25 protein-coding genes are annotated in these 25,563 nt (G+C 37.1%); 2 read left to right on the forward strand and 23 right to left on the reverse strand.

Annotation, left to right across the window (positions count from 1 at the left end; all coding sequences use genetic code 11):
• Positions 1-20 precede the first annotated feature (20 nt).
• The 20 genes from MKX37_RS21055 to gpr all read right to left on the reverse strand — a co-directional run bounded on the left by MKX37_RS21055 (position 21) and on the right by gpr (position 20,562).
• Entirely contained in the window at positions 21-374 is a 354-nt protein-coding gene (locus tag MKX37_RS21055) for a diacylglycerol kinase family protein (RefSeq protein WP_002129138.1), read from the reverse strand.
• A complete protein-coding gene (gene ybeY, locus MKX37_RS21060) occupies positions 371-841 on the reverse strand; it encodes an rRNA maturation RNase YbeY (RefSeq protein WP_002088675.1) in 471 nt (156 codons plus the stop codon). The genes MKX37_RS21055 and ybeY overlap by 4 nt, the downstream gene beginning before the upstream one ends.
• Positions 838-2,982 carry an HD family phosphohydrolase gene (locus tag MKX37_RS21065; RefSeq protein WP_002015188.1) on the reverse strand — a complete coding sequence of 715 codons (2,145 nt, stop codon included), beginning with the start codon at positions 2,980-2,982 and terminating at the stop codon, positions 838-840. Before MKX37_RS21065 ends, ybeY begins: the two co-directional genes overlap by 4 nt.
• A gap of 196 nt (positions 2,983-3,178) precedes the next feature.
• Positions 3,179-4,138, reverse strand: a complete 960-nt coding sequence (locus tag MKX37_RS21070; protein WP_002015189.1) for a PhoH family protein — start codon at positions 4,136-4,138, stop codon at positions 3,179-3,181.
• A gap of 3 nt (positions 4,139-4,141) precedes the next feature.
• Positions 4,142-5,341, reverse strand: coding sequence for a sporulation protein YqfD (gene yqfD, locus MKX37_RS21075; protein WP_002184946.1), 1,200 nt, complete (start codon positions 5,339-5,341; stop codon positions 4,142-4,144).
• Positions 5,342-5,590: 249 nt separating this feature from the next.
• A complete protein-coding gene (gene yqfC, locus MKX37_RS21080) occupies positions 5,591-5,884 on the reverse strand; it encodes a sporulation protein YqfC (RefSeq protein WP_002067170.1) in 294 nt (97 codons plus the stop codon).
• 107 nt (positions 5,885-5,991) lie between these two features.
• A complete protein-coding gene (locus MKX37_RS21085; protein WP_000054578.1) occupies positions 5,992-6,435 on the reverse strand; it encodes a GatB/YqeY domain-containing protein in 444 nt (147 codons plus the stop codon).
• Positions 6,436-6,450: 15 nt separating this feature from the next.
• The gene (gene rpsU, locus MKX37_RS21090) at positions 6,451-6,624 is read right to left on the reverse strand and encodes a 30S ribosomal protein S21 (protein ID WP_000048061.1); all 174 of its coding nucleotides are present in this window, start codon (positions 6,622-6,624) and stop codon (positions 6,451-6,453) included.
• A gap of 465 nt (positions 6,625-7,089) precedes the next feature.
• Positions 7,090-8,442 (reverse strand): tRNA (N(6)-L-threonylcarbamoyladenosine(37)-C(2))-methylthiotransferase MtaB, encoded by a 1,353-nt coding sequence (mtaB, locus tag MKX37_RS21095; protein WP_002015193.1) that lies wholly within the window; start codon positions 8,440-8,442, stop codon positions 7,090-7,092.
• A 6-nt stretch (positions 8,443-8,448) separates the two neighbouring features.
• Entirely contained in the window at positions 8,449-9,198 is a 750-nt protein-coding gene (locus MKX37_RS21100) for a 16S rRNA (uracil(1498)-N(3))-methyltransferase (protein ID WP_002015195.1), read from the reverse strand.
• 145 nt (positions 9,199-9,343) lie between these two features.
• Positions 9,344-10,282 carry a 50S ribosomal protein L11 methyltransferase gene (gene prmA, locus MKX37_RS21105; protein WP_002167655.1) on the reverse strand — a complete coding sequence of 313 codons (939 nt, stop codon included), beginning with the start codon at positions 10,280-10,282 and terminating at the stop codon, positions 9,344-9,346.
• Between the two features lie 28 nt (positions 10,283-10,310).
• Entirely contained in the window at positions 10,311-11,414 is a 1,104-nt protein-coding gene (gene dnaJ, locus MKX37_RS21110; RefSeq protein ID WP_002129144.1) for a chaperone protein DnaJ, read from the reverse strand.
• Positions 11,415-11,616: 202 nt separating this feature from the next.
• On the reverse strand, positions 11,617-13,452 hold the full coding sequence (gene dnaK, locus MKX37_RS21115) for a chaperone protein DnaK (protein ID WP_002015198.1): 1,836 nt from the start codon (positions 13,450-13,452) through the stop codon (positions 11,617-11,619).
• A 26-nt stretch (positions 13,453-13,478) separates the two neighbouring features.
• Positions 13,479-14,045, reverse strand: a complete 567-nt coding sequence (grpE, locus tag MKX37_RS21120) for a nucleotide exchange factor GrpE (RefSeq protein ID WP_000392715.1) — start codon at positions 14,043-14,045, stop codon at positions 13,479-13,481.
• 114 nt (positions 14,046-14,159) lie between these two features.
• Positions 14,160-15,176 (reverse strand): heat-inducible transcriptional repressor HrcA, encoded by a 1,017-nt coding sequence (gene hrcA, locus MKX37_RS21125; RefSeq protein WP_002015201.1) that lies wholly within the window; start codon positions 15,174-15,176, stop codon positions 14,160-14,162.
• A 133-nt stretch (positions 15,177-15,309) separates the two neighbouring features.
• Positions 15,310-16,449: a radical SAM family heme chaperone HemW gene (hemW, locus tag MKX37_RS21130; protein ID WP_002015202.1), complete on the reverse strand. Its 1,140-nt coding sequence runs from the start codon at positions 16,447-16,449 to the stop codon at positions 15,310-15,312.
• A 51-nt stretch (positions 16,450-16,500) separates the two neighbouring features.
• The gene (locus tag MKX37_RS21135; protein ID WP_002015203.1) at positions 16,501-16,875 is read right to left on the reverse strand and encodes a winged helix-turn-helix transcriptional regulator; all 375 of its coding nucleotides are present in this window, start codon (positions 16,873-16,875) and stop codon (positions 16,501-16,503) included.
• Positions 16,876-17,064: 189 nt separating this feature from the next.
• Complete coding sequence (lepA, locus tag MKX37_RS21140) at positions 17,065-18,888, reverse strand: elongation factor 4 (protein ID WP_002015204.1); 1,824 nt, start codon at positions 18,886-18,888, stop codon at positions 17,065-17,067.
• Positions 18,889-19,096: 208 nt separating this feature from the next.
• Positions 19,097-19,459 (reverse strand): YqxA family protein, encoded by a 363-nt coding sequence (locus MKX37_RS21145; RefSeq protein WP_033707987.1) that lies wholly within the window; start codon positions 19,457-19,459, stop codon positions 19,097-19,099.
• Positions 19,459-20,562 carry a GPR endopeptidase gene (gpr, locus tag MKX37_RS21150; RefSeq protein WP_002088693.1) on the reverse strand — a complete coding sequence of 368 codons (1,104 nt, stop codon included), beginning with the start codon at positions 20,560-20,562 and terminating at the stop codon, positions 19,459-19,461. The genes MKX37_RS21145 and gpr overlap by 1 nt, the downstream gene beginning before the upstream one ends.
• Before the next feature lie 180 nt (positions 20,563-20,742).
• Here gpr and rpsT point away from each other — a divergent pair, with 180 nt between their 5' ends.
• On the forward strand, positions 20,743-21,000 hold the full coding sequence (gene rpsT / locus MKX37_RS21155) for a 30S ribosomal protein S20 (protein WP_002088694.1): 258 nt from the start codon (positions 20,743-20,745) through the stop codon (positions 20,998-21,000).
• An 84-nt stretch (positions 21,001-21,084) separates the two neighbouring features.
• Here the strand turns inward: rpsT and holA are convergent, their stop codons facing one another.
• Positions 21,085-22,095: a DNA polymerase III subunit delta gene (gene holA, locus MKX37_RS21160; RefSeq protein WP_002034073.1), complete on the reverse strand. Its 1,011-nt coding sequence runs from the start codon at positions 22,093-22,095 to the stop codon at positions 21,085-21,087.
• A 348-nt stretch (positions 22,096-22,443) separates the two neighbouring features.
• Between holA and MKX37_RS21165 the strand changes: the two genes are divergently transcribed.
• Entirely contained in the window at positions 22,444-22,578 is a 135-nt protein-coding gene (locus MKX37_RS21165) for a YqzM family protein (protein WP_000997609.1), read from the forward strand.
• Positions 22,579-22,609: 31 nt separating this feature from the next.
• Here MKX37_RS21165 and MKX37_RS21170 read toward each other — a convergent pair whose 3' ends face one another.
• On the reverse strand, positions 22,610-24,931 hold the full coding sequence (locus MKX37_RS21170) for a DNA internalization-related competence protein ComEC/Rec2 (protein WP_078422003.1): 2,322 nt from the start codon (positions 24,929-24,931) through the stop codon (positions 22,610-22,612).
• A gap of 14 nt (positions 24,932-24,945) precedes the next feature.
• Complete coding sequence (locus MKX37_RS21175) at positions 24,946-25,503, reverse strand: ComE operon protein 2 (protein WP_002088698.1); 558 nt, start codon at positions 25,501-25,503, stop codon at positions 24,946-24,948.
• Positions 25,504-25,563: the final 60 nt, after the last annotated feature.

The raw sequence follows: 25,563 nt of genomic DNA on the forward strand, positions 1-25,563 counted from the left end.
ATAAAAGCTTCGGAATGCAACTATACCATATACGGTAAAAAGATAATAGCACCAATTACAGCAGCTATAATTGCAAATAATAAAACTGCCCCTGCTGCAACATCCTTTGCAATTTTTGCAACCGGATGAATATCGGTGGTTGCTAAGTCTACTGTTTTTTCAATAGCCGTATTCACCATCTCTAAACTCATTACAATCCCTATCACAATAAGTACGACAATCCATTCCATTGTTGTAATATGGAAATAAAAGCCGCAGCATATAACGATGACTGCGGCTAAATAATGAATTTTCATATTTCGTTCATGACGAAGACAAAAGTATATACCAGCTATAGCATATCCAAAACTATCTAAAAGTTTTCCTGTTTTCATCGTCCTAATCCAAAGGCCTCTAAAATTTCTTTTTGTCTTCCAAACATTTCTTTCTCATCTTCTTCTGTCATATGATCATAACCAAGCAAATGCAAAAAGCCATGTAGTGCTAAAAACCCAAGTTCTCGATCAAAAGAATGTCCATATTCTTCAGCTTGTTCTTTTGCTCTTGGAATAGAAATAATAAGATCTCCTAACATACGCGGCATCTCTGCACCGACAATTTCCATTTCGCCTTCTCCCATTTCTTCCATAGCAAAAGAAATAACGTCCGTAGGCTGATCCTTATCTCGGTAATCACGGTTTATTTCACGAATACGTTCATTATCTACAAATGTAACCGATAATTCTGCACCTTCTTCTATGTTCTCCATTTGGGCTGCTTTCTCTACTAAACCTCGAATCAAACTTATATATTCGTCTTTCACTTCTTCTGTTTCATCAATAAAATCAATTAATAAACTCATTCTTTCTCCTTTTCTTCCGGCGGTTCCGGATATGTAATACGGGAATGGAAAATACCATTTAACGTTTCACATAACGTTTTTCCAACGATTTGTAGTTCCTTAAATGTCAAATCACATTCACTAAATTGACCATCTTGCAGGCGATCTTTAATAATACTTTGCACTAAATTATTAATCTGATCTGGTGTTGGATGGTTCATCGAACGTACCGCCGCTTCCACACTATCAGCAATACCAACGATCGCCGACTCTTTAGAAGTTGCTTTTGATCCTGGATAGCGGAACATTTCCTCCGTATATTTCTCTTTATCTTCTTTAATCGCATTATAATAAAAATATTTAAGTAACGTTGTACCATGATGCTGACCAGCAATATCGATAATTTCTTGAGGTATATGGTGTTCTTCTAACATTCTCACCCCATCGGTTACATGAGCAATTATAATATCTTTGCTCGTTACAGGGTCTAATCTATCATGCGGGTTTTCAATACCCATTTGGTTTTCAATAAAAAACTGTGGTTGTACCGTTTTCCCTACATCATGATAATACGCCCCTACACGCGCTAATACTCCATTTGCTCCAACTGCTTCACAAGCAGCTTCTGAGAGATTAGCTACCATTACACTATGGTGATATGTACCTGGTGCTTCTAATAAAATTTTACGCAAAAGCGGGTGATTCGGACTTGAAAGTTCCATCAATTTCATACTCGATACAATCCCAAGACCACTTTCTAAATACGGTAAAATCCCCATAGCTAGAACAGAAGAGATAATACCCGAAACAGCAGCCATTAATAATTGCACCCCAATTTCAAGAGGCGAAAAATTCCCGTTACGTAATAATAGCAAAGCCGCTAATACGACTACATTTAATACAGAAACGAGTATACCAGCTTGTAAAATCATCGTACGACGATTTTTTTCTCTCAAGAAAATACTAACTGATAATGAACTTAATAAAACATAAATCCCCACACTATAATTCAGTGTACTCGTTACACCTTCATTAAACATAATACTTCCGCATACAGAAAAGATCATACTCGTTAAAAATACAAATCGATCACCAATCATTAATTTTACAAGTATTGTTCCCATTGCAACTGGAACAACATACGCGATTCCTGCATACTCAAGCTTTTGAAACAAACTAATGATTTTCATTAAAACAATCGTGATAGACAAAATTGTAATATACGCTAAGACATACGGCCTATCTTCTCTTTTCCGCTGTAAAAACACTTCAAACTGCTTATGCATAAAGTACAATAGCACACCAATGAGTACCGCTAACCCAACATAGGGTTGAAAACTGTTCCCTTTTTCTAACAGGCCAACTAATTTCAACTGATTGTACATATCACTTGAAATCGTTTCACCTTCTCTAACAAGGACTTGCCCTTGAAGAATATAAACAGGTGGAACTAAATCTTCTTCCGCTTTTCTCTTCTCTTTTGTTAAGGTCGGATCATAAAAATAGTTTGCAGAAATCGCATATTTCCCTAACGCCTTAATAGATTCCTTTAAACCATTATCAACATTAACACTATTCATCTCACTTACATATCGTTCCTTCGCATCCTTCAATTCATCCATTTTAACATGCTCAGTCATGATACTATTAATAGCTGTAACTGTTGCATCTTTCGCTAATACTAATTGGTTCGAATCCGCATTAATTAAGTTTAGTAAGTTTGAATCAGATAATTCTTTCGTTAAATCAGTAGGCAATTTTTTTTTCAACTTGTCCACTTTTTCAGCATCAGTAATCTTTTTTTGCTCATCCGGTCCAACCGCTTTAATCTCTTGTATCACTTCATCTACTTTAGCAAAGACGTCATTCACAATATCCACTTTATTTTGTTTATACTCACTTTTATATGTATATTGATCTTCAACTTTTGTAGCGGCTTCTTTTTTCTTTTTGTCCGTTGTAACTTTATCTTCAATTTTAATAGGAGAATGGATTGTTTTTTTCGCAATAGAATATGTTGTAACATCTAATTGCTCTGGTTTTACATTATTCATAAGTGCAAAAAACAGCACTGCCCCTAATAAAACGTAAGAAATCCAACTTAGTTTTTTCGAATGTTGTAAATTACGAAACCACTTAGAAATTTCTTGAGATCTTGACATGATTTCAATACCTTCTCCTCTCCAGAAATAAAGTGAAACTATTTATAGCTTTCATTTCTTCTAGGTAACGATACTTTTTGGACAACATTTTTATCCACTATCACCTATAGTTTATTTCCCTCGTCTTTAATGATAGTAAAAAATATGTCATTCGCCAACCTTATCATACAAAAAGAAATGATCCTGACAAATAGGATCATTCCATTTTATCATATGCCTCAATAATACGTTGCACTAATGGGTGTCTCACAACGTCTGTTTGTTCCAGTGTTATGAACGAAAGACCTGATACACCAGATAAAATATTAGCAGCAATAGAAAGACCTGACTTTACCCCTTTTGGCAAGTCTACCTGTGAGGGATCCCCCGTAATAACCATTTTAGAACTAAAACCTAATCGTGTTAAAAACATTTTTATTTGAACACCAGTTGTATTTTGCGCCTCATCTAATATAACAAATGAATCATCAAGAGTACGCCCTCTCATATAAGCAAGAGGTGCAATTTCAATTACACCACGTTCCATCATACGTTGTGTATATTCTTGTCCAAGAATATCATGTAACGCATCATATAGTGGACGTAAATACGGATCTACTTTTTCTTTCAAATCACCTGGTAAAAACCCTAAGCTCTCTCCAGCTTCTACAGCAGGTCTTGTTAAAATAATTTTCTTTACATACCCTTGCTTTAAAGCTCTCACAGCCATTACTACGGCTAAGTATGTTTTTCCTGTCCCAGCAGGTCCTATCCCAAATACAATATCATTCTTTTTCATTGCATGAATATATCGTCTTTGCCCCATCGTTTTCACACGAATGGATTTACCTTTTGCCGTTTTAAAAATTTCCTCTTCATATAATTCTTCGAATTGAGCAATTTTCCCTTGTTGCCCAAGCTGAATCGCATACGCAACATCTCTTTCCGAAATTGATACACCTTTACGGATAACAACAAGTAACTGTTGTAAGATTTTTTCTACGAGCACCACAGTTTCATCTGCCCCAGATACACGAACAGATTCTCCTCTAGTCACAATCGATACACTAAGTTCTCGTTCAATTACTTTTAAATGAGCATCATTTACCCCAAAAAGAGCGATTGCTTCGTTGGGATTTTCCAATTGTTGGTTCATTTCTACTAATTGTTCTGCCATTACTCAGTCTCCTTGAATATCGGATTCAGATATTGGTTGTGGCTCTGCAATATTTTCAATCACTGTATAATGTAATGTGACCTTTAGGTGATCCGCCTCAACCTCTTTACTCAAAATGTTATCACTTACAATCATAGCATGTTCATCCAATTTTTTCTTCAGTTCTTTTTCTGCCATCTCTTTCGCTACTTTCATTGCTTGTTTTTCGGTATATTCTCGGTTCGCTTCTTCCTCTTCTCGTACAATATCTTTCTCGTATGCAATTGGTAATGTAAATCCAAATAATTTCACATCATGTTTTACACTTTCAGTACGAGAGCGCTTATACTTATCCTTTAGAAATCCCCATATTTTTATTTTAGTACTCCCAAATTTAAGGAAATGTTCATTGTATGAATTACCAGTATACACTTGAAATTGTGTCTTTAACGGAACATCCACCTCAGATTTATACCACGTTTCTCCATATACAATCCCTTTAGCCGAAACAACTGTCGGATTCTCCTCATTACCATACATCCCGGATACGAGAAGTTGCCCCTTTTCTACATGGTCATTTTTCATGACAACCGGCTTCCCAACTTCCACAAATGTTTTTGTAATAATCCCTTCTTTTTTTGCTACTAAGTTTTGTGGCTGTTGTTCACTTTCTTTTTTCGGTTCATTTTTTTCAACAATCTTAAAATGATATGTTGTCCCTCTTATTTCTAATCCCGCCCAAGTAATCGCATTAATATTGTCTGTCAAATGACGTTGAACATCTTCTACACTCGGCATTTGGAATTGTAATTTACCTTTTTTTATACCCATTTTGTCCAATTCTTTCATCAATATATATTCTGTTTCAGGTTTTGCTCCTGTAATTTCAATTTTCCACACCATATTTGACAATGCGATCATTCCGAAAAAAAATATTAAAAACCCAATTAAAAATCCACTATTTTTAATTACACGCTTATTCCAAAAAGGAAAACCGTAACGTCCAATAAAATATAATTTACATTCATTTTTTCTATAAATTGGTTTTATCTTTTTCACATCTCGTAATAACATACAAAAAACTAACGTTTCATCAGCTATCTTCTTTACATCCCAAACGAGTAATTTCTTCCGCACACACTCGTTAACAAAGCGTTCCGCTCCTCTACCTTCAATTCGCACCTTTACATACCCAAGCCATTTTATAAACCATTTATTTTTCATCGACTATCTCCACTACCTTTCTAAAAGTAGATACACTACTTTTCAATTCGATTATCAAACTAGCTCGTACTAAAATTTTAATTAGCAGATTCCTTGATCCTCACTAATTATTAACCTTCACGAGCCAATTTTTTACGTGGAACTCAATTCCCACCTATCCTCTTTGTACGAACCGAATATTGAGGCCAGAACGTTACCGCCTGTTAATACAAGGTAACGAAGAAAAACTCCACAAACGGAAGTTTCTCCTCACTCCTCTTTCTTTTCATTTTCTAAAAACGTCACTTGTTCAATAATCCCTTCAAGCAACAGTTCTTCTGGAAGGATTGTTTTAATAACAAAGGATTGACCTTTAATTAATAATTGACCATGTTTCAATAGCAATCTTACCTCTTTATCTGAAAACACTAATAATCCTCGATGATTTTCTATATAGATATGTACTTGCCCAACAAGCGTGATCCGAGGTAGATCCATTAACACATCCACTGGCAGGTCTATTTGCTTCGTTAACCAATTCTTCATTTGTTCTATTTTTTTCATCTCAAAAGACCCCCTCTCATCCCATATGTATGAAAAAAGAGCTTGTAATATCACGTCCAAACTGAAAAAAGCATAAAAAAACGTCTCATACGAAATGAGACGCTTTTTTATGCTAATAGCTGGATAACCAGCTTATTCACAAGTGATCCGTCTGTTTTACCTTTTACTTTCGGCATAACAGCAGTCATCACTTTACCCATATCTGCTTTAGATGTAGCACCAACTTCAGAAATAACTTGCTTAATTATATCCGCTAGTTCTTCTTCCGTTAATTGCTCCGGCAAATATGCGCTTAAAATCTGAATTTCACTTTGCAGTTTATCAACAAGGTCTTCACGACCAGCTTTTTTAAATTCAAGGAGGGAGTCCTTATACTGTTTTACTTCACGAGCTAAAACTGTTAATTCCTCTTCTTCAGTAAGAGTATGTTGCAGTTTAATACCTTCATTTTGTAAAGCAGCCTTAACCATACGAATAACGGTTAATTTTTCTTTTTGTTTATTCTTCATCGCTTGTTTCATATCATCGTTTAAACGACCGAGAAGACTCATAACTTACACCCTCTCTTAGAACTTACGCTTTCTTGCCGCTTCAGATTTCTTCTTACGTTTTACACTTGGCTTTTCATAAAACTCGCGCTTTCTTGCTTCAGCAAGTGTACCAGTTTTAGAAACCGATCTTTTAAAACGGCGAAGTGCATCCTCCAAAGACTCGTTTTTACGAACGACTGTTTTTGACATTCTCTTTCCCTCCCTCCGAAACATCACACTTACATACTAATTTCAGCATGCAAAAAGAAACCCTTCTTCAGCATGTCTTTTACGATTATAATACATTTTATCACTTCAGGTCAACTATTTGGCAGAATAAAAGAAGAATAGATGCCCTTACCTGTTCAAAAGCTATGTAGATAGCTATTATCCTTTTCCCCTGAAGACAACTATATTTTTTATCATTACACCTTTTTTAATACAAGAAAGCATTAAATAACTACTCATTCAACGTACCTGCCTTTTCAGTACTTAACTTCTCCCCAAAAAAAAAGAAAGCATGCAAATTATTTCCGTTTGCATGCTTTTTATCCCGCTATTTGCCAGGACAGTAAGACCCCCACCTCAAAATTCAGCGAAAGCAAAGAACTTAGGTGGGGTCAGGCTGATAATCAGCGTGAATGAACAAAATCCCCCACTGATTAAAGTTTCATTTTATGCGCTTGCTGATTCTTTTTTTACATCATCTTCAAGAACACGAACAAACTGCGCTTCGTTATATGGATAACCAGCTTTTGTAATTTTCACTTTTACTAGCTTACCAATCAATTCTTCAGATCCTTCAAACACAATTTTTAAGTAGTTATCTGTATAACCTACATATAAACCTTCACGGTCACCATCTTTAAATGTCTCTTCCGGAATGATTTCAAGTACTTCACCTTCAAATCTAGAAGCATACTCTTTCGCTAATTGATTTGATAGCTCAATTAGACGGTGAACACGATCGTTCTTCACGTCTTCAGGAACTTGATCTTCCATACGTGCTGCTGGAGTACCTGTACGTTTCGAATAAGGGAAAACGTGTAATTCAGAGAAACGATTCTCTTTAATGAAATTGTACGTTTCCATGAATTCCTCTTCTGTTTCGCCTGGGAATCCAACAATTACGTCTGATGTAATCGCAAGACCTGGTAACGCTTCTTTCAAACGATCTAAACGCTCTTGGAAAAATTCCATCGTATACTTACGGCGCATACGTTTCAATACAGTATTAGATCCTGACTGTAATGGAATATGCAAATGACGTACAACTACTTCTGATTTATCTAACACTTCAATTACTTCATCAGAAATTTGACTCGCCTCAATAGAAGAAATACGAAGGCGTTTCAATCCGCCTACTTCCGCTTCCATATCGCGCAGTAATCCAGCTAAGTTATACTCTTTTATATCTTCACCGTACCCACCTGTATGAATACCTGTTAATACGATTTCTTTATAGCCCGCATCTACTAATTGCTGCGCTTGTTTAATAACTTCTTTTCCATCACGAGAACGCATTAAACCACGCGCCCAAGGAATGATGCAAAATGTACAGAAGTTATTACAACCTTCTTGTATTTTTAAAGATGCACGTGTACGGTCCGTGAAATATGGTACATCGAGCTCTTCATATACACGTGTTTTCATAATATTGCGGACAGCATTAATTGGTTGACGCTCTTTACGGAATTCTTCAATGTATCCTAACATCTTCTCACGATCTTGCGTACCAACAACAATATCTACACCTGGAATCGCCATAATTTCCGCTGGAGATGTTTGTGCATAACATCCCGTTACACAAATTACCGCATCTGGATTTTGACGTACAGCACGTCTAATTACTTGACGGCTTTTTTTATCTCCAGTATTCGTTACTGTACATGTGTTAATAACGTATACATCAGATTTTTTTTCATATTCAGTTCTTTCATAACCACCTTGTTTAAACAATTGCCAAATCGCTTCTGTTTCATAGTGGTTTACTTTACAACCTAACGTGTGGAACGCAACAGTTGCCATTGATTATCACCCCATCAATTCAAAATGATAAGAAGCGGCACTTAACGCATAAAGCGGAGCCGTTTCTGTTCTTAAAATTCTTGGTCCTAAACTACATGGTACAAATTTATGTTCACGAAGTGCGGTTATCTCTTCCTCCGCTAAACCGCCTTCTGGTCCAAATACAATCAGCAGCTTTTGGCCTGGTTTAATCGTCGCTAAAGCTTTCGCAAAATTAGATTTCTCACCTTGTTTCGCTTCTTCTTCATACGCAACAAGACAAACATCATACTCGCTACTCATCGACAGCAGTTGTTTAAATGATGAGGGAACGTGTACTTCTGGAATTTCACTTCTATGCGATTGTTCCGCAGCTTCTTTTACAATTTTTTTCAAACGCTCAACTTTTTTATCTGCTTTTTTCGCATCCCACTTTACAATAGATCGAGATGCTTGAAATGGTAAAAATGCAGCTGCCCCAAGCTCAGTTCCTTTTTGAAAAATTAACTCTAGCTTGTCTCCTTTCGGCAGTCCACTTGCAATCGTCACGAACACAGGAAGTTCGCTTGACGCCTCTACCCATTCTACAATAGTGGTATCCACAAATTCACTGGTAATTTCAGCAATTGAACACTCTGCTGTTTTACCATTTACACAGCAATAAATGTGGTCACCAGCTGACATACGCATCACTCTTGCGATATGATGGACATCATCACCCATTATGCGAATACTTGTCTCATTTACATATTTCTCTTCTACAAAATAACGTTGCATATAATCACCTTAGTAGAGTTTCGTTCCTTTCGTAAGTCAACACTTACGAAAAGAACGAAACGTTATCATTTTCATATAACAAACGGTAAGTCCCTCACCTTATACGGTGAGAGACTCCCCTGTTCTTTATAGACTAAAATCTATATTACGCATTTCGTGCAATAATTGCTACCCAATCTTCCATTCGAAGTACTTCTTCAATTGAAAATCCAGCTGTTTCTAACGCTTCAGAAATTACTTTTTCTTTCGCCCCAATAATACCAGATGTAATAAATAATCCACCTGGCTTCACAACTCTCGCTGCATCTTCAGGGAATAGAAGAATGATTTCCGCTAGTAAATTTGCTACGATTAAATCAACCGGACCTTCAATACCTTCTAATAGACTATTCTGTCCAACATTGACAATGTCATCTGTTTTATTTAAGCGCACATTCATTTCTGCACTTTCAACTGCAACTGGGTCTAAATCATACGCTTGAACAGAAGCCGCACCTAATTTTGCCGCAGCAATACTAAGTACCCCCGAACCTGTCCCCACATCAATCACAGTATCACCTGGCTGAACCGTTTTTTCTAACGCACGAATACACATCGTCGTTGTTGGATGTGTCCCTGTACCAAACGCCATACCTGGATCTAATTCAATAATTTTTTCATCTGGAGAAGACGGTGTATACTCTTCCCACGTCGGCACAATTGTGAATGTATCAGAAATTTGAACTGGATGATAATACTTCTTCCAAGCAGTAGCCCAATCTTCCTCATCGACTTCATTAATTGTAATAGTTCCTTTACCAATTTCGATGTCGAAAGATGGTAGTGCATCAATAGATGATTTTACACCTGCAACCGTTTCGTTTAAAGAATCCGTTTGTGGGAAATATGCTTTTACCAAAACACCCTCACTTGGATATTCATCTGGGTTAAGTGCATAAATCTCACCGTATTGTTGCTTGCGCTCTTTCGTCAACTCCGCTGGGTCCTCAATCGCAACCCCGCTAGCGCCTGCTTCATGCAAAATATGAGAGACAGCTTCTACTGCTTCTTCTGTTGTATGAATACTAATTTCTGACCATTTCACAATTTACCAACTCCATTTTTTATTTCCATTATTCCCCTTTGAAAGCACGTTTAAGCTTTCTGAATAAGCTATCATCCTGCTCTTCTTGCCCTGCAAATTCACGCAATAAATCTTTTTGATGTGAAGTTAATTTCGTCGGCACAACAACACGAACGACTACATATTGATCTCCTTGACCATATCCACGTACGTTCGGAGCACCTTTTCCTTTTAAGCGGAATTCTGTTCCTGTTTGTGTTCCAGCTGGAATTTTCAGCTTCACTTTGCCATGAACGGTAGGAACTTCTACTTCCGCACCAAGTGCCATTTGCGCAAATGTTATTGGCATTTCGCAAATAATGTGATCCCCTTCGCGTTCAAAGAATTCATGATTTCTCACATGAACAACAACATATAAGTCACCTGCCGGTCCGCCATTTACGCCTGCTTCACCTTTTCCAGATACACGAATTTGTTGACCATTATCGATACCCGCTGGAATTTTAACATTGATTTTTTTACGTTTACGAACTTTACCAGAACCATGGCATGTCGTACATTTCTCTTTAATCATTTGACCTGTTCCTGAACAATGTCCACAAGCTTGACGGTTTACAATACGCCCAAATGGTGTATTTTGTTCTACACTTACTTGCCCTGATCCTGAACAATGTTTACATGTTTCTTTTGAAGTCCCTGGTTTTGCTCCACTACCCTTACAAGTATCACATGGATCCTCCACTGGAATCTCAACGTTTAATTCTTTACCAAAAATAGCTTCTTCAAACTCTAAAGTAACTTGATATTGTAAATCAGCACCTTGACGTGGAGCATTTGGATCACGGCGTCTGCCGCCACCGCCAAAGAATGAACTAAAGATATCTTCGAAACCGAAGCCACCGCCGAAGTCTCCTCCGCCACCGAAACCTTGATTCGGACCAGCGTGACCAAATTGATCATACTGCGCACGCTTTTGATCATCGCTCAATACTTCGTATGCCTCTTGTACTTCTTTAAACTTTTCAATTGCATTTTCTTCTTTACTTACGTCTGGATGATATTTTTTAGCCAAACGACGATACGCTTTTTTAATTTCATCTTTTGAAGCGCCCTGGCTAAGTCCAAGGACCTCATAATAGTCTCGTTTATTCATAAATTTGCAACCCCCGAATCTTTCACATAAACGTAATTTTAACACCGAAAGAAAGTGCTTTGCAACAAAGTTTCCTCACATACAGTATGCAAAATAAAAAACTTAAGATCCTCACACATTTCTTCTTATTCGTGAAAAAAGCCAAAGCCAAGGCACGCTTGACTTTGACTTTTTGTCATCTTACTTATTTTATTTCACTGTATTACTTGTCTTCTTTTACTTCTTCAAACTCAGCGTCTACTACATTATCTTTTTTCGCGCCAGCGTCTTGTGCTCCTTGTGCACCTTCTGCTTGCCCTGCAGCCGCTTGAGCTTGCTCGTATAATTTAACAGTTAATTGTTGTACGATTTCTTGAAGAGCATCTTTTTTCACACGGATTTCTTCAAGTTCGTTTTTCTCGATTGCCGCTTGTAATGCTTCTTTCGCTTCCGTTGCTTTCGCTACTTCAGCTGCATCTACTTTACCTTCTAAATCTTTTACAACTTTGTCTGTTTGGAATACAAGTTGGTCAGCTTCGTTACGAAGTTCAACTTCTTCCTTACGTTTTTGGTCAGCATCAGCATTTGATTCAGCTTCTTGTACCATACGATCTACTTCTTCATCAGAAAGACCTGAAGAAGATTGGATTGTAATAGTTTGCTCTTTGCTTGTTCCTAAGTCTTTTGCACGTACGTTAACGATACCGTTCGCATCAATATCGAATGTTACTTCGATTTGTGGAATTCCACGTGGTGCTGGCGGAAGGTCTGTTAATTGGAAACGACCTAACGTTTTGTTGTCAGCTGACATTGGACGCTCACCTTGTAGTACGTGAATGTCTACCGCTGGTTGGTTATCAGCAGCTGTTGAGAATACTTGTGACTTACTTGTCGGAATTGTAGTGTTACGCTCGATTAGTTTCGTGAACACACCGCCCATAGTTTCGATACCTAAAGAAAGTGGAGTTACGTCTAATAATAGAACGCCCTCTACATCACCAGTAAGTACGCCACCTTGAACTGCAGCACCTAATGCTACAACTTCATCTGGGTTTACACCTTTGTATGGCTCTTTACCAGTTTCACGTTTAATTGCTTCTTGTACAGCTGGGATACGAGTAGATCCACCAACAAGGATAACTTTATCTAATTCGCTTGGAGCAAAACCAGCGTCTTTTAATGCACGACGAGTTGGCTCTAATGTTCTTTCAACAAGACCAGCTGAAATTTCTTCGAATTTAGCTCTTGTTAACGTTAATTCTAAGTGTAATGGGCCAGCAGCTCCAGCACTAATGAATGGTAATGAAATTTGTGTTTGTGTTACACCAGAAAGATCTTTCTTCGCTTTTTCAGCTGCATCTTTCAGACGTTGAAGTGCCATTTTATCTTGGCTTAAATCAATGCTATTTTCTTTTTTGAATTCAGCTACTAAATGATCGATGATAACTTGGTCAAAGTCATCTCCACCAAGACGGTTGTCACCAGCAGTTGAAATAACTTCGAATGTGCCGTCTGCTAACTCAAGGATAGATACATCAAATGTACCGCCACCTAAGTCATATACTAAGATTTTTTGCTCTTCATCTTGTTTTTCTAAACCGTAAGCAAGTGCTGCGGCTGTTGGTTCGTTAATGATACGCTCAACTTCTAAACCAGCGATACGACCAGCATCTTTCGTTGCTTGACGCTCTGCATCGTTGAAGTATGCAGGTACTGTAATAACAGCTTTCGTTACTGTTTCACCTAAGTATGCTTCAGCAGAAGCTTTTAAGTTTTGTAAAATGATTGCAGAAATTTCTTGAGGTGTAAAATCTTTACCTTCAACTTCTACTTTGTAGTCTGTACCCATATGACGTTTAACAGACATGATTGTATTTGGGTTTGTAATTGCTTGACGCTTCGCAACTTCCCCAACTTGACGCTCTTCATTTTTGAAAGCTACAACAGAAGGTGTTGTACGGTTTCCTTCTGGATTTGGGATAACCTTTGGTTCTCCACCTTCCATAACAGCTACACAAGAGTTTGTTGTACCTAAGTCAATACCGATAATTTTACTCATGGCGAATCCTCCTACTTTTATGTAAATTATTGATTTACTTTTACCATTGATGGGCGAATCACACGGTCTTTTAGTTTATAACCTTTTTGGAATTCTTCAACTACCGCGTTTGATTCAAATTCACTGTCTTCCACTTGCATAATAGCTTGGTGTTCATTCGGATCAAACTGTTTACCAACAGCTTCAATCGCTTCAACACCTTCTTTAGTCAACGCTTCTAGCAATTGACGATGCACCATTTCCATACCTTGTAACAAGGATTTCGTTTGCTCGTCAGTCGCTTCCACTTGCATCGCTCTTTCAAAATTATCAAGAGCTGGCAAAATATCTGAAACTAGACTTTGTGCTCTATATTTATCAGCAGCCTGTTTATCCATTTGGACACGGCGCTTATAATTTTCAAAATCAGCTTGTAGACGTAATGTGCGACCTTCCGTTTCCGTTAGTTTCGCTTGTAACTCATCTACTTTTTCTTGTAAAAGAGCAGCCTCACTTTTTTCTTCTACAGTTTTTTCACTGTTTTCTGGCGTGACAGCTTCTTCAACTTGCGCTTCTTTCACTTCTTCTACCACTTGTTCGTTACGCTCTTCCACAATTTTCACCTCCTTAAAAGGTATTAGGTATCATGCTTAGCATGATTACCTAAGCATTATATATTACACACAGCAATGAAAATTTCATCACTTGAGCGAATGTATTACTCTCATTTACTTTTTAAGTCCGTCTGTAAATTGTCTTGTAAATAACTGCAGTAAACTAATTACACGAGAGTATTGCATTCTCGTCGGACCTAAAATTGCAATTGTTCCAAGTTGCTCTTCTCCAATCGAATACGTTGCAGAAATCAAACTGCAATCCTCCATTGCCGTAGAAGAATTTTCTCTACCAATTTTCACTTGAATTCCGACTTGTTTATGACGCAAAATGTCATAAAACGCAGCCTCATTATCAATCATCGTCAGCAAAGATCTTACTTTGTGAATGTCATGGAACTCTGGTTGCGAAAGCATATTTGCTTTTCCTCCAAAGTATATCTTTTCCGATAAAGGGACTTGAAATGTACCATCTAACATTTTTATTGCACTATCGTAATTATGAACATACCCACGCAAGACTGTAACAATCTCTTTAAAGATTTTATTATGAAGTTCTGCCATAGGTATACCAGATAGCTTTTCATTTAAAATATTAACCATTTTTTCTAAATCTGATAAATCAACAGATTCCGGAACGGTAATCGTTTTACTTTGCACATGCCCTGTATCTGTTACAATAATAGCGACTGCTGTTTGACGATCAAGCGGTACAATTTGTACATTTTTAAGTTTATTTGTGCTCAATTTGGGACCAAGAACAATGGCCGTATAATTCGTAAGCTCTGATAAAATTTGAGCTGATTGTTGCGCAATTTTTTCTGCTTCAAAAATTCTTTCAGCAAATAAATCTTTAATTTGTACAATTTCATCGGTCGGTAAGTTTTGCGGCGCTAAAAGATGGTCTACATAAAATCGGTATCCTTTTTCAGAAGGAACACGCCCAGAAGAACTATGCGTTTTTTCAATAAATCCTAATTCTTCTAAATCAGCCATTTCATTTCGAATAGTAGCTGAACTAAACGTAATTTCATCTTTCTTAGCCAACGTCCTCGAACCAACTGGTTGCGCTGATCCAATAAAGTCATCAACAATTGTTTGTAAAATTAAGAGCTGACGTTCCGTAAGCATCTCATCATCACCTCTGTTAGCACTCTTTGTCTTCGAGTGCTAAATCTATTAATAACTTACCAAAATTGACATTCAATTGTCAACGGAAACGTCACGAAATAACAAAAATTTTTCACGCTTATGGCACATTTAATTAATCAATCAAAAATGACTGGAATACTTCATTCCCTAATAGTTTCCCTTTCCTCGTTAAACAAACATGCCCATCTCTGTTTTCAAGTAATCCTTGTTCTTGATTACTTTGTAACTGCTTTGCAAAAACATGGTCCATCTCCACATTAAATTTCTTTTGGAATTCTAACTTAGAAACACCTTTTGTTTTTCGAAGTCCTAAGAACAACTCTTCTTCCATTTTTTCTTTCTCTGTCACTGGATGAACATCTAAATATGGAAATCCTGTCTCATCAATTTTAGTGAAATATTGCTTGAGCGGACCTACATTTTGAATTCGTTCCCCGTTCACATAGCTATGCGCTCCAGCTCCAAATCCATAATACTCTTCATTATTCCAGTATGTGAGATTATGTCTACTTTCATTATTACCTTTTGAGAAGTTACTAATCTCATACTGGTTATAACCATGTTTCTCCATTTCATCCATTACCATTTCGTACATTTTCGCTTCATGGTCTTCACCTGGAAGTCTTAATTTCCCTTTATTCATTAAGTTATAAAATACGGTTTTCGGTTCCACAATTAAGGAATATGCCGAGAAATGTTGTACACCAAGCGTAAAGGCAATGTCTAATGTTTCCTTTACATCTTCTATCGTCTGTCCTGGCAGAGCATAAATTAAATCTACATTAATATTTGTAAAACCAACTTCCTGCGCTTCTCGAATTGCTACGAATGCATCTTCTCTCGTATGCCTGCGTCCAATCTTCTCAAGTAGCTCATCACGAAACGTTTGCACACCAAAACTAATTCGGTTTACTCCACCTTCTAGCAATACGTTCAACTTCTCTTTCGGTAAATCACCTGGATTCGCTTCAAATGTTAATTCACAATTCGGCGCAAATGGACGCAAACGACGGTTAATGATGTCGAGTAGTTTTTTTGTTTGCTCCATATTTAAAGCTGTCGGAGTTCCTCCGCCAACAAAAATCGTTTTCATACTTTCAAACGGTACTTTTTGAACCGTATTTATTATTTCTTTCTCTAAATATTGTAAGTATTGATCAACCGGTTGGCGTTCAATAAATACTTTATTAAAATCACAATAGTGACAAATATGCTGACAAAATGGAATATGAATATATGCAGCTTGTACCAAATATAACTCCTACCTTTCTAAAAAGAAAACCTCCGCACTCCGGAGGATTCTTTACTTCTCTACTGTATTACGGATTTGTTCCATTCGCATTTTTCCCCAATCATACATCATTTCAACGATCGGTAAAAGCGACATACCTAATTCCGTCATATAGTACTCAACACGCGGAGGAATTTCCGGGTATACCGTTCGATCAACAATCCCGTCCTCCATTAACTCTTTCAATTGATTTGACAACACTTTATGAGAAATGCTCGGGAACAGACGTTGCAATTCACTAAAACGATGCGGACCTTCCACACCTAAGTGCCACAATATCACAACTTTCCACTTCCCACTAATTATAGAAAGCGTCAGTTCCTTTTCGCAATTAAAATTACCTTTTTGTATTTTCTCTCGAATATCTTTTCGAATATTTTCGGACATTAATAGTCTCCTAACTCTATATCAATCACTAAAAAGCTCTCTCACTATTGTAAATGAGAGATGCTAAGATGTCTAAAAAGTAGCATATAAAAAAGAAGCCGAACGAACGGCTTCTACTTTTATCACGATTGGTGCGGGCTAATAATTAGCGAAGAATAGAAAAATCCCCACTAATTATAGTTCACTCCATTAGTTATCATCCATTTTCAGTACAGCCATGAATGCTTCTTGCGGCACTTCTACAGAACCAACAGACTTCATACGTTTTTTACCTTCTTTTTGCTTATCAAGAAGTTTACGCTTACGAGAAATGTCACCACCGTAACATTTTGCAAGTACGTTTTTACGCATCGCCTTAATTGTAGAACGAGATACAACTTTATTTCCGATAGTCGCCTGAATTGGCACTTCAAACTGTTGTCTTGGAATTAATTTCTTTAATTTCTCTACAATTACTTTACCACGGTCATACGCTGAATCACGATGTACAATAAATGATAAAGCATCCACTTGTTCATTATTTAAAAGAATATCCATTTTCACAAGTTTAGATGGTTTATAACCAATTAACTCGTAGTCAAATGATGCATATCCTTTCGTATTTGATTTCAATTGATCGAAGAAATCATATACGATTTCTGATAACGGGATTTCATATGTCAATGTAACACGTGTTTCATCTAAATATTGCATATCAATAAACGTTCCACGTTTCCCTTGGCAAATTTCCATTACAGCTCCAACATAGTCATTCGGAACCATAATTGCAGCCTTCACAAACGGCTCTTCTACACGATCGATAGTCTGTGGATCTGGCATATTAGATGGATTATCAACAATAAAATCTTCACCGTTTGTTAAATACACTTTATAAATAACACTTGGCGCTGTTGTAATTAAGTCAATCTTGAATTCACGTTCAATACGTTCTTGAATAATCTCCATGTGAAGAAGCCCTAAGAAACCACAACGGAAACCAAAACCTAAAGCTTGAGATGTTTCAGGCTCAAATTCAAGAGCAGAATCATTCAATTCTAGTTTTTCTAACGCATCACGTAAGTCGTTATAACGTGCAGAATCGATTGGATATAAACCACAGAATACCATTGGGTTTAATTTTCGATACCCTTTTAACGGCTCTGCAGCCGGACGTTTCGCATGTGTGATCGTATCACCTACGCGTGTATCACCTACATTTTTAATAGATGCTGCCAAGAAACCTACATCACCTACTGTTAACTCGTCACGTTGCGTCGTTTTCGGTGTAAACACACCTACTTCTGTTACTTCAAATTCTTTTCCAGTTGCCATCATACGTACTTTATCGCCAACTTTTACCGTTCCATTTACAACACGGATATATGCAATTACACCACGGTACGGATCATATAAAGAATCGAAAATCATACATTGTAACGGCTCTTCTGAATCACCTGTTGGAGCTGGTACCTTTTCAACGATTTGTTCTAAAATTTCTTCAATACCAATGCCAGCTTTCGCTGAAGCAAGTACAGCTTCCGATGCATCTAAACCAATTACATCTTCTACCTCTTGACGTACGCGTTCTGGGTCTGCACTTGGTAAGTCGATTTTATTAATAACTGGTAAAATTTCTAAATTATTATCAAGCGCTAAATATACGTTCGCTAATGTTTGCGCCTCAATTCCTTGCGCTGCATCCACTACAAGAATTGCACCTTCACAAGCCGCTAAACTACGAGATACTTCGTACGTAAAGTCGACGTGTCCTGGAGTATCGATTAAGTGAAGAATATACTCTTCACCGTCTTTCGCTTTATACGTTAGTTGTACTGCATTTAATTTAATTGTAATACCACGCTCACGCTCCAACTCCATAGAGTCAAGCAATTGCGCCTTCATTTCGCGCTGTGCCAACGCGTTTGTTTTCTCCAAAATACGGTCTGCCAACGTTGATTTCCCGTGGTCAATGTGAGCAATGATGGAGAAGTTACGAATTTTGGACTGTCTTTTTGCTCTTTCTTCTTTATTCATCTATGTTCTCAACTCCTAATAGTCTCGCCAATATACACTAGCACTGATTATATCAATAGAGCAGCAAAGATTCAATGAAAACTCGTGCTGCTTACAATACAAATCACTCTATCTATATCTTATGCGAACAAACCATAAGAGACAAACCTTTTTCAAATTAAAAGACAGCTCTCTTACAAACATAAGACAACCATCCTTCCCGCTACCCTTAACTAAAAATTCCTTTTATTGCCCCAACAACTATATCCGTTCCAAACTTTGTCATATCACGAGCAACACTTGCTATCGCCATACCGATACCTTCTACAACATTAAAACTTCTTAAGCTTTCTAACTGTTTTTGTTTTTCAATAGCCGAAAACGTCTCTCCCGAAATTTCCGATTCAGCCCCAGTGCCTTCTGTTCCTGTCATATGAGCAATTTGTTCATATGACAGCTGACGATATCCCTTCATACTTTTTAGACCATGATTAGCGAGTCCCACTCCAGCTATCATCATAAGCAAACATAAGACTGTACCGCATATACATAACAGCGTAAATTGACTCAAGCTATTTCTGCCTCTTTCCATCAATGTGTATATGCCCCTGTATTATCCTGATCAATCTGATGATGCAGCGCTGCATTTAAACCACTGGCTATTACATTTGCCATATCCTCAATAAACGCATCTACTTCTTTTGGAGTTACCATTAAATTATGACCAAGAGGAGATAACACTTCATAAATTAACTTTCTCTTTTCTTCTTCTTCTAACGTACCAATAGCTCCTAAAAACATATTTCGACTCTTTTCATCTGGCATATCTTCTTCTGTTAATTTTTTCTTTTCTCCAAATGTAAAACCTGCTGGCAATAAAGAGCGTGACGGTTTGTTTCCTTCTTTCAGTTCCCGGCCAAAATGTTTCAAAATAAAATCAATTGTATCACTCGTAATCGAAACAGCATCTACCACAGTTGGCACACCAATTGCGATAACAGGAATACCTAATGTTTCTTTACTTAGTTCCTTACGCTTATTCCCAACACCAGATCCTGGATGAATTCCTGTATCAGAAATTTGTATCGTACTATTTACTCGTTCAATAGAACGCGCAGCTAATGCATCAATTGCGATAACAAAGTCTGGTTTTGTCTTCTCAATAATTCCGTAAATGACATCGCTCGTTTCAATCCCTGTAATTCCCATTACCCCTGGACGAATGGCACTAACAGGTCTAAACCCCTCTTCCACACTTTCAGGCTGCAATTTAAACAAATGTCTCGTCACCAATACGTTCTCTACAACTATCGGTCCGAGTGCATCCGGCGTTACATTCCAATTCCCAAGACCTACGATTAAACAACTCGCTTCTTTTGAAACTCCAACCTCTTCTAAGAAATAAGAAAATTCTTTTGCAAAAATACGCTCTACCTTTTGCTGAAGTTCCGTATCTTGTTGTCGTATACCTTGCACCTCAAGAGTTAAATAACTTCCAGGTTTTTTCCCCATCGACTCAGATGCAATTTCATCAATAGTTACTTTTGTAATTGTAACTCCCTCTTCTTCCCTCTCTTTTACAATAACTCCCTGTATCCCTTTTTGTTCTTCTTGGCGCTCTTGTAGCATTTGGTGCGCCTCTACAGCAAGGTCAGTTCTAACACTATATTTACTTAAATCTAATGGTTCTTTCATCGTATCTCCTCCGTAATTCATAGTAAATATCGTTAGATTTCCCCAAGTTATATTAGGTCATTCTTTCCTTTACGTGAAATTTCATTGATATACTATTGCAATTCTCTTCACCGTTTGATAAAATATCACTTGTTCTATGTAAGAATCGAGTCATTCGATTGCACCAGGGAGGTGAAAAGTATGGCAAACATCAAATCTGCTATCAAACGCGCTAAACTTAGCGAAGAGCGTCGTTCACATAACGCTTCTATCAAGTCTGACATGCGTACTGCTGTTAAAACTGTAGAAACTTTAGTTACTAATAACGATCTTGAAAATGCTAAAGAAGCTTTCAAAACTGCTTCTAAAAAACTTGACAAAGCAGCTCGTAAAGGTCTTATCCACCAAAACGCTGCAGCTCGTCAAAAATCTCGCTTAGCGAAACAAGTAAACGCGTAAGGCGTTTAAAAAACGATCCATTCGGATCGTTTTTTATATACACAAAAAAGTTCACGTACTAAGTACGTGAACTTTTTTGTGTCACTACATATGATTTAACCGCATTAAGAAAAACTCAAGCACAAGTTTCTTATCCATCTTTCCAGTCTTCATACTATAATCAGCTTCCGCCAATTCTATAATAACTTTTTTTAATTCTTCAAAAGAGAAAAACTTCGTTTGATTCATCGCCAACTTTACCCGGTACGGATGTACACCAATATGGGACGCGATTTGATTTTGTCCGTAACCACGCTGTTGCAACTCTTTCACTTGATGCAGCAAGCGGAACTGACTTACTAATAAAGCGAGCAGTTTAATCGGTTCTTCCTGCTGTGTAAATAATCCGTCTAAAATTTGCATCGCACCAGCGATATCTTTTTTCACCACTTTTTCTGTTAAAGCAAACACGTTTTGCTCAACAGATTTCGGCACAAGTTCCGTGACAAGTTTTGGCGTAATTTCTCCGCCCATACCGACGTATAACGTTAACTTGTCCATTTCCTTCGCCAACATTGTTACATTACTTCCCACAAGCTCTAACAATAAACTAACAGCTGCATTATCAATATGCACATGCACCTCATCCGCACGAGAAACAATCCACTTCTGAACATCCTGCACTTGCATCGCATTTGCTTCTATTACATCCGCTGTTTTCTTTAATAGTTTTGTAATTTTTTTTCGTTCGTCTAATTTTTCATAAGGCGCAACAAAAACAAGAATAGAAAAAGGAGATGGCTCCCCAATATATTCTTCTAAAATTTTTATATTTTGTTCTAATTTTTCTTTTTGTGCCGTTAAAAATAGTGGTGATTTTATTAATATAACTTTACGCTCTCCAAAAAAAGGAAGCGTATGCGCATCCTCAACTACATCTTCTAAATACGCTTCTTCCAAATCGTATGTCACAACATTAAACTCTCGATCTTCCTCTTCAAGCGCTTCCGTTGTAATAAGCTTTATCGTTTCATTTATAAAATAAGCTTCCGTTCCATACAGTACATACAACGGAGCGAACTGTTTCTTTTTAATCTTCTTATGTATATCACTCATATTTTTTCCTACTCCCTAACTTAGCAATATATATTTATACTAATGCCCTAGCTTTTGTTTTACAAGTACAAAGGGACGGTCTTTATAACCCGCCCCTTTATTTATATAAAACGCCACGCAATAAGCCCCGGATTTCTTATTGGTGTGCGGTAATCACCTTCCCTTTATTATTTACAATAATAATCTTAGTATAAGTGCCAACTGTTAACATGATTGGAAATGAAAAATTCACGCTACTTAACTAACTAGAAAAAGTATACAAATACTCTATTTCACTTCATATGGAAATTGTAGATTTTTTTCTGACAATATTTTATACTAAAATGGAATGTTGGGGAGGGATTCTAAATGAATGATTTTGAACAAAACGTTCAAAGTAAACGCAATGACGCTATTGATTCAGGGGTAGGATTTATCGTCTCATTTGGTTTTTTCGCAACACTTTTCATTATTGCAACTGTTATTAAATTCATCGGTTCTTAAAGGCTGCTGCTTAACGGCAGTCTTCTTTTTTTCATCTTCTATGTGTTTCATCATATGTGATTTTACTTTGAAAGGTTCCTTTTTCTCCATTAAAAACATAGGAAATAGCACCTTGCTTATCCGTACGCCATATATCAATACCCATCTTCTTAAAACGCTCTATAACTTCCTTATGCGGGTGCCCATACCTATTACGCTCCCCCACAGAAATAATCGCTACAGCAGGCTGTACAAGGCTTAAAAATGGATCTGTAGACGATGTTTTACTCCCATGGTGGGCAACTTTTAAAATATTAGCCCGCAAATCAGGATATGTTGATACTATAAACTTTTCTCCTTCTTCTTCTAGATCACCCGTAAATAGCCATGTTAGTCCCCCTAGTCTGGCCCATAGTACAATCGAAGAGTCATTTTCTCCCTTTTCTTTCCCCTTTGGAGCTAATACGAAAAATTCCGCTTCATTTACCCTCCAACCTTCCCCTTCTCCTACTACACTTATCTTCATGCTCTTTTCTAACGCCTTTTTCTTCACCACTTTTTCCAATACAGCATCTTGTTCCTTTCTCCCAAATACAACTTCTTTTACAATAATAGATGACAGCAAATCCAGCGCAGCACCTATATGATCCGCATCTCCGTGCGTTACAATTAATTTATCAATCGTTTTTATACCTTCTTTTTGTAAAAAAGGAACAAGAATATCATGCCCAACAGAAAATTCATGCTTTTTCTGTTGCCACGCTTCCTTCTTGACAGGAAGGGCTCCTCCTGTATCAATAAGATAAACCTCTTTATCGTATGGAAGACGAATTAATATCGCATCTCCCTGTCCAACATCAAGAAATGTAACACTCCCACTTTCGCGAAAATATGGATATACATAATGACAAGTACTAATAAAAAGAAACACACCCACAACTATGCACAAATTTTTTTTCGTTATTACCCTTTCCCAAATCACAAATATACTAACGATACTAAAACAATATATAGCCACAAGAAATAAAGGAGTTTGACCAAAAGTAAGTCGGATGAAAGGGAAACTTTCACAGTAACTTAGAAAATCATTAGAAATGGTTAAACATAGTGAAAGTACATATGCAATTCCTTTTGCGAAAAATGGAATAACCGGCATACATATAAGAATAATGATGCTACACGGCAATACAATAATGGATAGAAAAGGAACATATATAAGATTGAGGAAAATGCTATAAGGAGAAAAATAACCAAAATGATATAACAAGATGGGGGTACTAGCGAGCTGTGAAATTATAGAAATGTAAATAGAATTTCGAACTATCCCATTACTACGCCCTAATAATATCGGCGCAGATAGTAGTAAAGAAAAACTACCTACAAATGAGAATTGAAATCCAATGTTGAAAATAAGATACGGATCGTATATAAGCATACATATAGCTGTTATACTTAAGGCGTCTAGACTAGATAAGCGAACAGAGCACATGAAAGCTACCAATAATAAAACTCCTGTTATAGAAGCCCTCACAACAGATGGCGACTCCCCAGCTATGATCATATACAGAGGAATGCAAACTATAAGGCATACTGTTGCTGTCTCTTTCGTCACACCACTTCTTAGCAAAACAAAATACATTATAACCATTAATAGTACGATATGCGATCCTGAAATTGCTAACAAATGTATAAGACCAAATTGTTGATATTGCTCTTCTACTTCAAACGTCATTTGTTGTCGATCTCCAAATAATAATGCGTTCATAAATGCACCTGATTGTTCCGGGAACATTTCTGTAACTTTCGAGATTGTTTGTTGCCTGAGAAGGAAAATCCATTGCACGAGTGACAACGATGTTTTGTGACATTCAGAAATGTATGTCACATCAAATATAAAATGTATTTTTTGCTGATATAAATAATTACGATAATCAAAAACATGAAAATTCCGGGCAGTTTGTGGTTCTTTCACCTCCCCTTTAAATGTACACGATATACCTACATGTAATTGTTGCAACTGCTTCTTTTCCGAAGCAGATTGTATTTTATAATTTAACTGCACTAAGTTTTTATTCTGATCTTCAATTTGAAAAGAGAGACGATCCCCATTAATTAGAGGTGTATTTTGCACGACCCCTCGTGTAACTTCATAGGACTCCCCTAGCGGCTTATTTAGACTCTGAACATACGTGGTGTACATAACGCCACTAAAACACGCTATTATACAAAATATGAAGGTTTTACGCGAAGTACGATATAAACAAAATAAAACATAACAAACGAAACAACAAGCAGCCAACAAATGCGATGCGGAAAAGGTAATTGCAATCCCAATTATAAACGAGATTGCAACATAGCCCCATTGCCCATTCAACTCATACTCACTCCTTATAGCATCATTTTCGCTTTAGTGAATACACGCTGTAATTCTTCCATTGATAAATTATCTTTTTCTAAAGCTGCGAATAATTCCTTTAGCTGTAAATGACGCTCTTGTTCCTCTAGCGATGTAATATCGTATTCTAGCGGAACGTGCTTTACTGTTACACTCGCTTGTTCAAATAACTCTACGGCATACGGATGATTTTTATAGTCCTGTGCATAATAAACCGCTGTAACACCACTTTGAATAATCGCCTTACAGCACTGTAAACAAGGAAAATGTGTGACATAAATTTCCGCTTCCTCTGTTTTTGCACCAAATTTCGCACATTGCAATAAAGCATTCATTTCAGCATGAATTGTACGAACGCAATGATTATCAATGACATAGCAACCATCGTCTATACAATGCACACCACCTTTAATTGAACCGTTATATCCACCAGCAATAATTCGTTTATCACGAACGATTGTCGCTCCTACCGCAAGCCTTGTACATGTACTACGTAAAGATAGTAGATGGCTTTGCGTCATAAAATATTGATCCCATGAAATTCGTTCCATATTTTTCACCTTCTTTTTTGTCTACTTGTAGTGTAGCGAAAAAAGAAAAACTTCGTCAAT

This window comes from Bacillus sp. FSL R5-0709 (assembly GCF_038004785.1).
GTDB lineage: Bacteria > Bacillota > Bacilli > Bacillales > Bacillaceae_G > Bacillus_A > Bacillus_A mycoides.

What these genes read in the sequence shown, in the direction of transcription:
- MKX37_RS21055 (WP_002129138.1), bottom strand. Translation starts at nt 374, where the DNA reads ATGAAAACAGGAAAACTTTTAGATAGTTTTGGATATGCTATAGCTGGT.
- ybeY (WP_002088675.1), bottom strand. Translation starts at nt 841, where the DNA reads ATGAGTTTATTAATTGATTTTATTGATGAAACAGAAGAAGTGAAAGAC.
- MKX37_RS21065 (WP_002015188.1), bottom strand. Translation starts at nt 2,982, where the DNA reads ATGTCAAGATCTCAAGAAATTTCTAAGTGGTTTCGTAATTTACAACAT.
- MKX37_RS21070 (WP_002015189.1), bottom strand. Translation starts at nt 4,138, where the DNA reads ATGGCAGAACAATTAGTAGAAATGAACCAACAATTGGAAAATCCCAAC.
- yqfD (WP_002184946.1), bottom strand. Translation starts at nt 5,341, where the DNA reads ATGAAAAATAAATGGTTTATAAAATGGCTTGGGTATGTAAAGGTGCGA.
- yqfC (WP_002067170.1), bottom strand. Translation starts at nt 5,884, where the DNA reads ATGAAAAAAATAGAACAAATGAAGAATTGGTTAACGAAGCAAATAGAC.
- MKX37_RS21085 (WP_000054578.1), bottom strand. Translation starts at nt 6,435, where the DNA reads ATGAGTCTTCTCGGTCGTTTAAACGATGATATGAAACAAGCGATGAAG.
- rpsU (WP_000048061.1), bottom strand. Translation starts at nt 6,624, where the DNA reads ATGTCAAAAACAGTCGTTCGTAAAAACGAGTCTTTGGAGGATGCACTT.
- mtaB (WP_002015193.1), bottom strand. Translation starts at nt 8,442, where the DNA reads ATGGCAACTGTTGCGTTCCACACGTTAGGTTGTAAAGTAAACCACTAT.
- MKX37_RS21100 (WP_002015195.1), bottom strand. Translation starts at nt 9,198, where the DNA reads ATGCAACGTTATTTTGTAGAAGAGAAATATGTAAATGAGACAAGTATT.
- dnaJ (WP_002129144.1), bottom strand. Translation starts at nt 11,414, where the DNA reads ATGAATAAACGAGACTATTATGAGGTCCTTGGACTTAGCCAGGGCGCT.
- dnaK (WP_002015198.1), bottom strand. Translation starts at nt 13,452, where the DNA reads ATGAGTAAAATTATCGGTATTGACTTAGGTACAACAAACTCTTGTGTA.
- hrcA (WP_002015201.1), bottom strand. Translation starts at nt 15,176, where the DNA reads ATGCTTACGGAACGTCAGCTCTTAATTTTACAAACAATTGTTGATGAC.
- MKX37_RS21135 (WP_002015203.1), bottom strand. Translation starts at nt 16,875, where the DNA reads ATGTCCGAAAATATTCGAAAAGATATTCGAGAGAAAATACAAAAAGGT.
- lepA (WP_002015204.1), bottom strand. Translation starts at nt 18,888, where the DNA reads ATGAATAAAGAAGAAAGAGCAAAAAGACAGTCCAAAATTCGTAACTTC.
- MKX37_RS21145 (WP_033707987.1), bottom strand. Translation starts at nt 19,459, where the DNA reads ATGGAAAGAGGCAGAAATAGCTTGAGTCAATTTACGCTGTTATGTATA.
- gpr (WP_002088693.1), bottom strand. Translation starts at nt 20,562, where the DNA reads ATGAAAGAACCATTAGATTTAAGTAAATATAGTGTTAGAACTGACCTT.
- rpsT (WP_002088694.1), top strand. Translation starts at nt 20,743, where the DNA reads ATGGCAAACATCAAATCTGCTATCAAACGCGCTAAACTTAGCGAAGAG.
- holA (WP_002034073.1), bottom strand. Translation starts at nt 22,095, where the DNA reads ATGAGTGATATACATAAGAAGATTAAAAAGAAACAGTTCGCTCCGTTG.
- MKX37_RS21165 (WP_000997609.1), top strand. Translation starts at nt 22,444, where the DNA reads ATGAATGATTTTGAACAAAACGTTCAAAGTAAACGCAATGACGCTATT.
- MKX37_RS21175 (WP_002088698.1), bottom strand. Translation starts at nt 25,503, where the DNA reads ATGGAACGAATTTCATGGGATCAATATTTTATGACGCAAAGCCATCTA.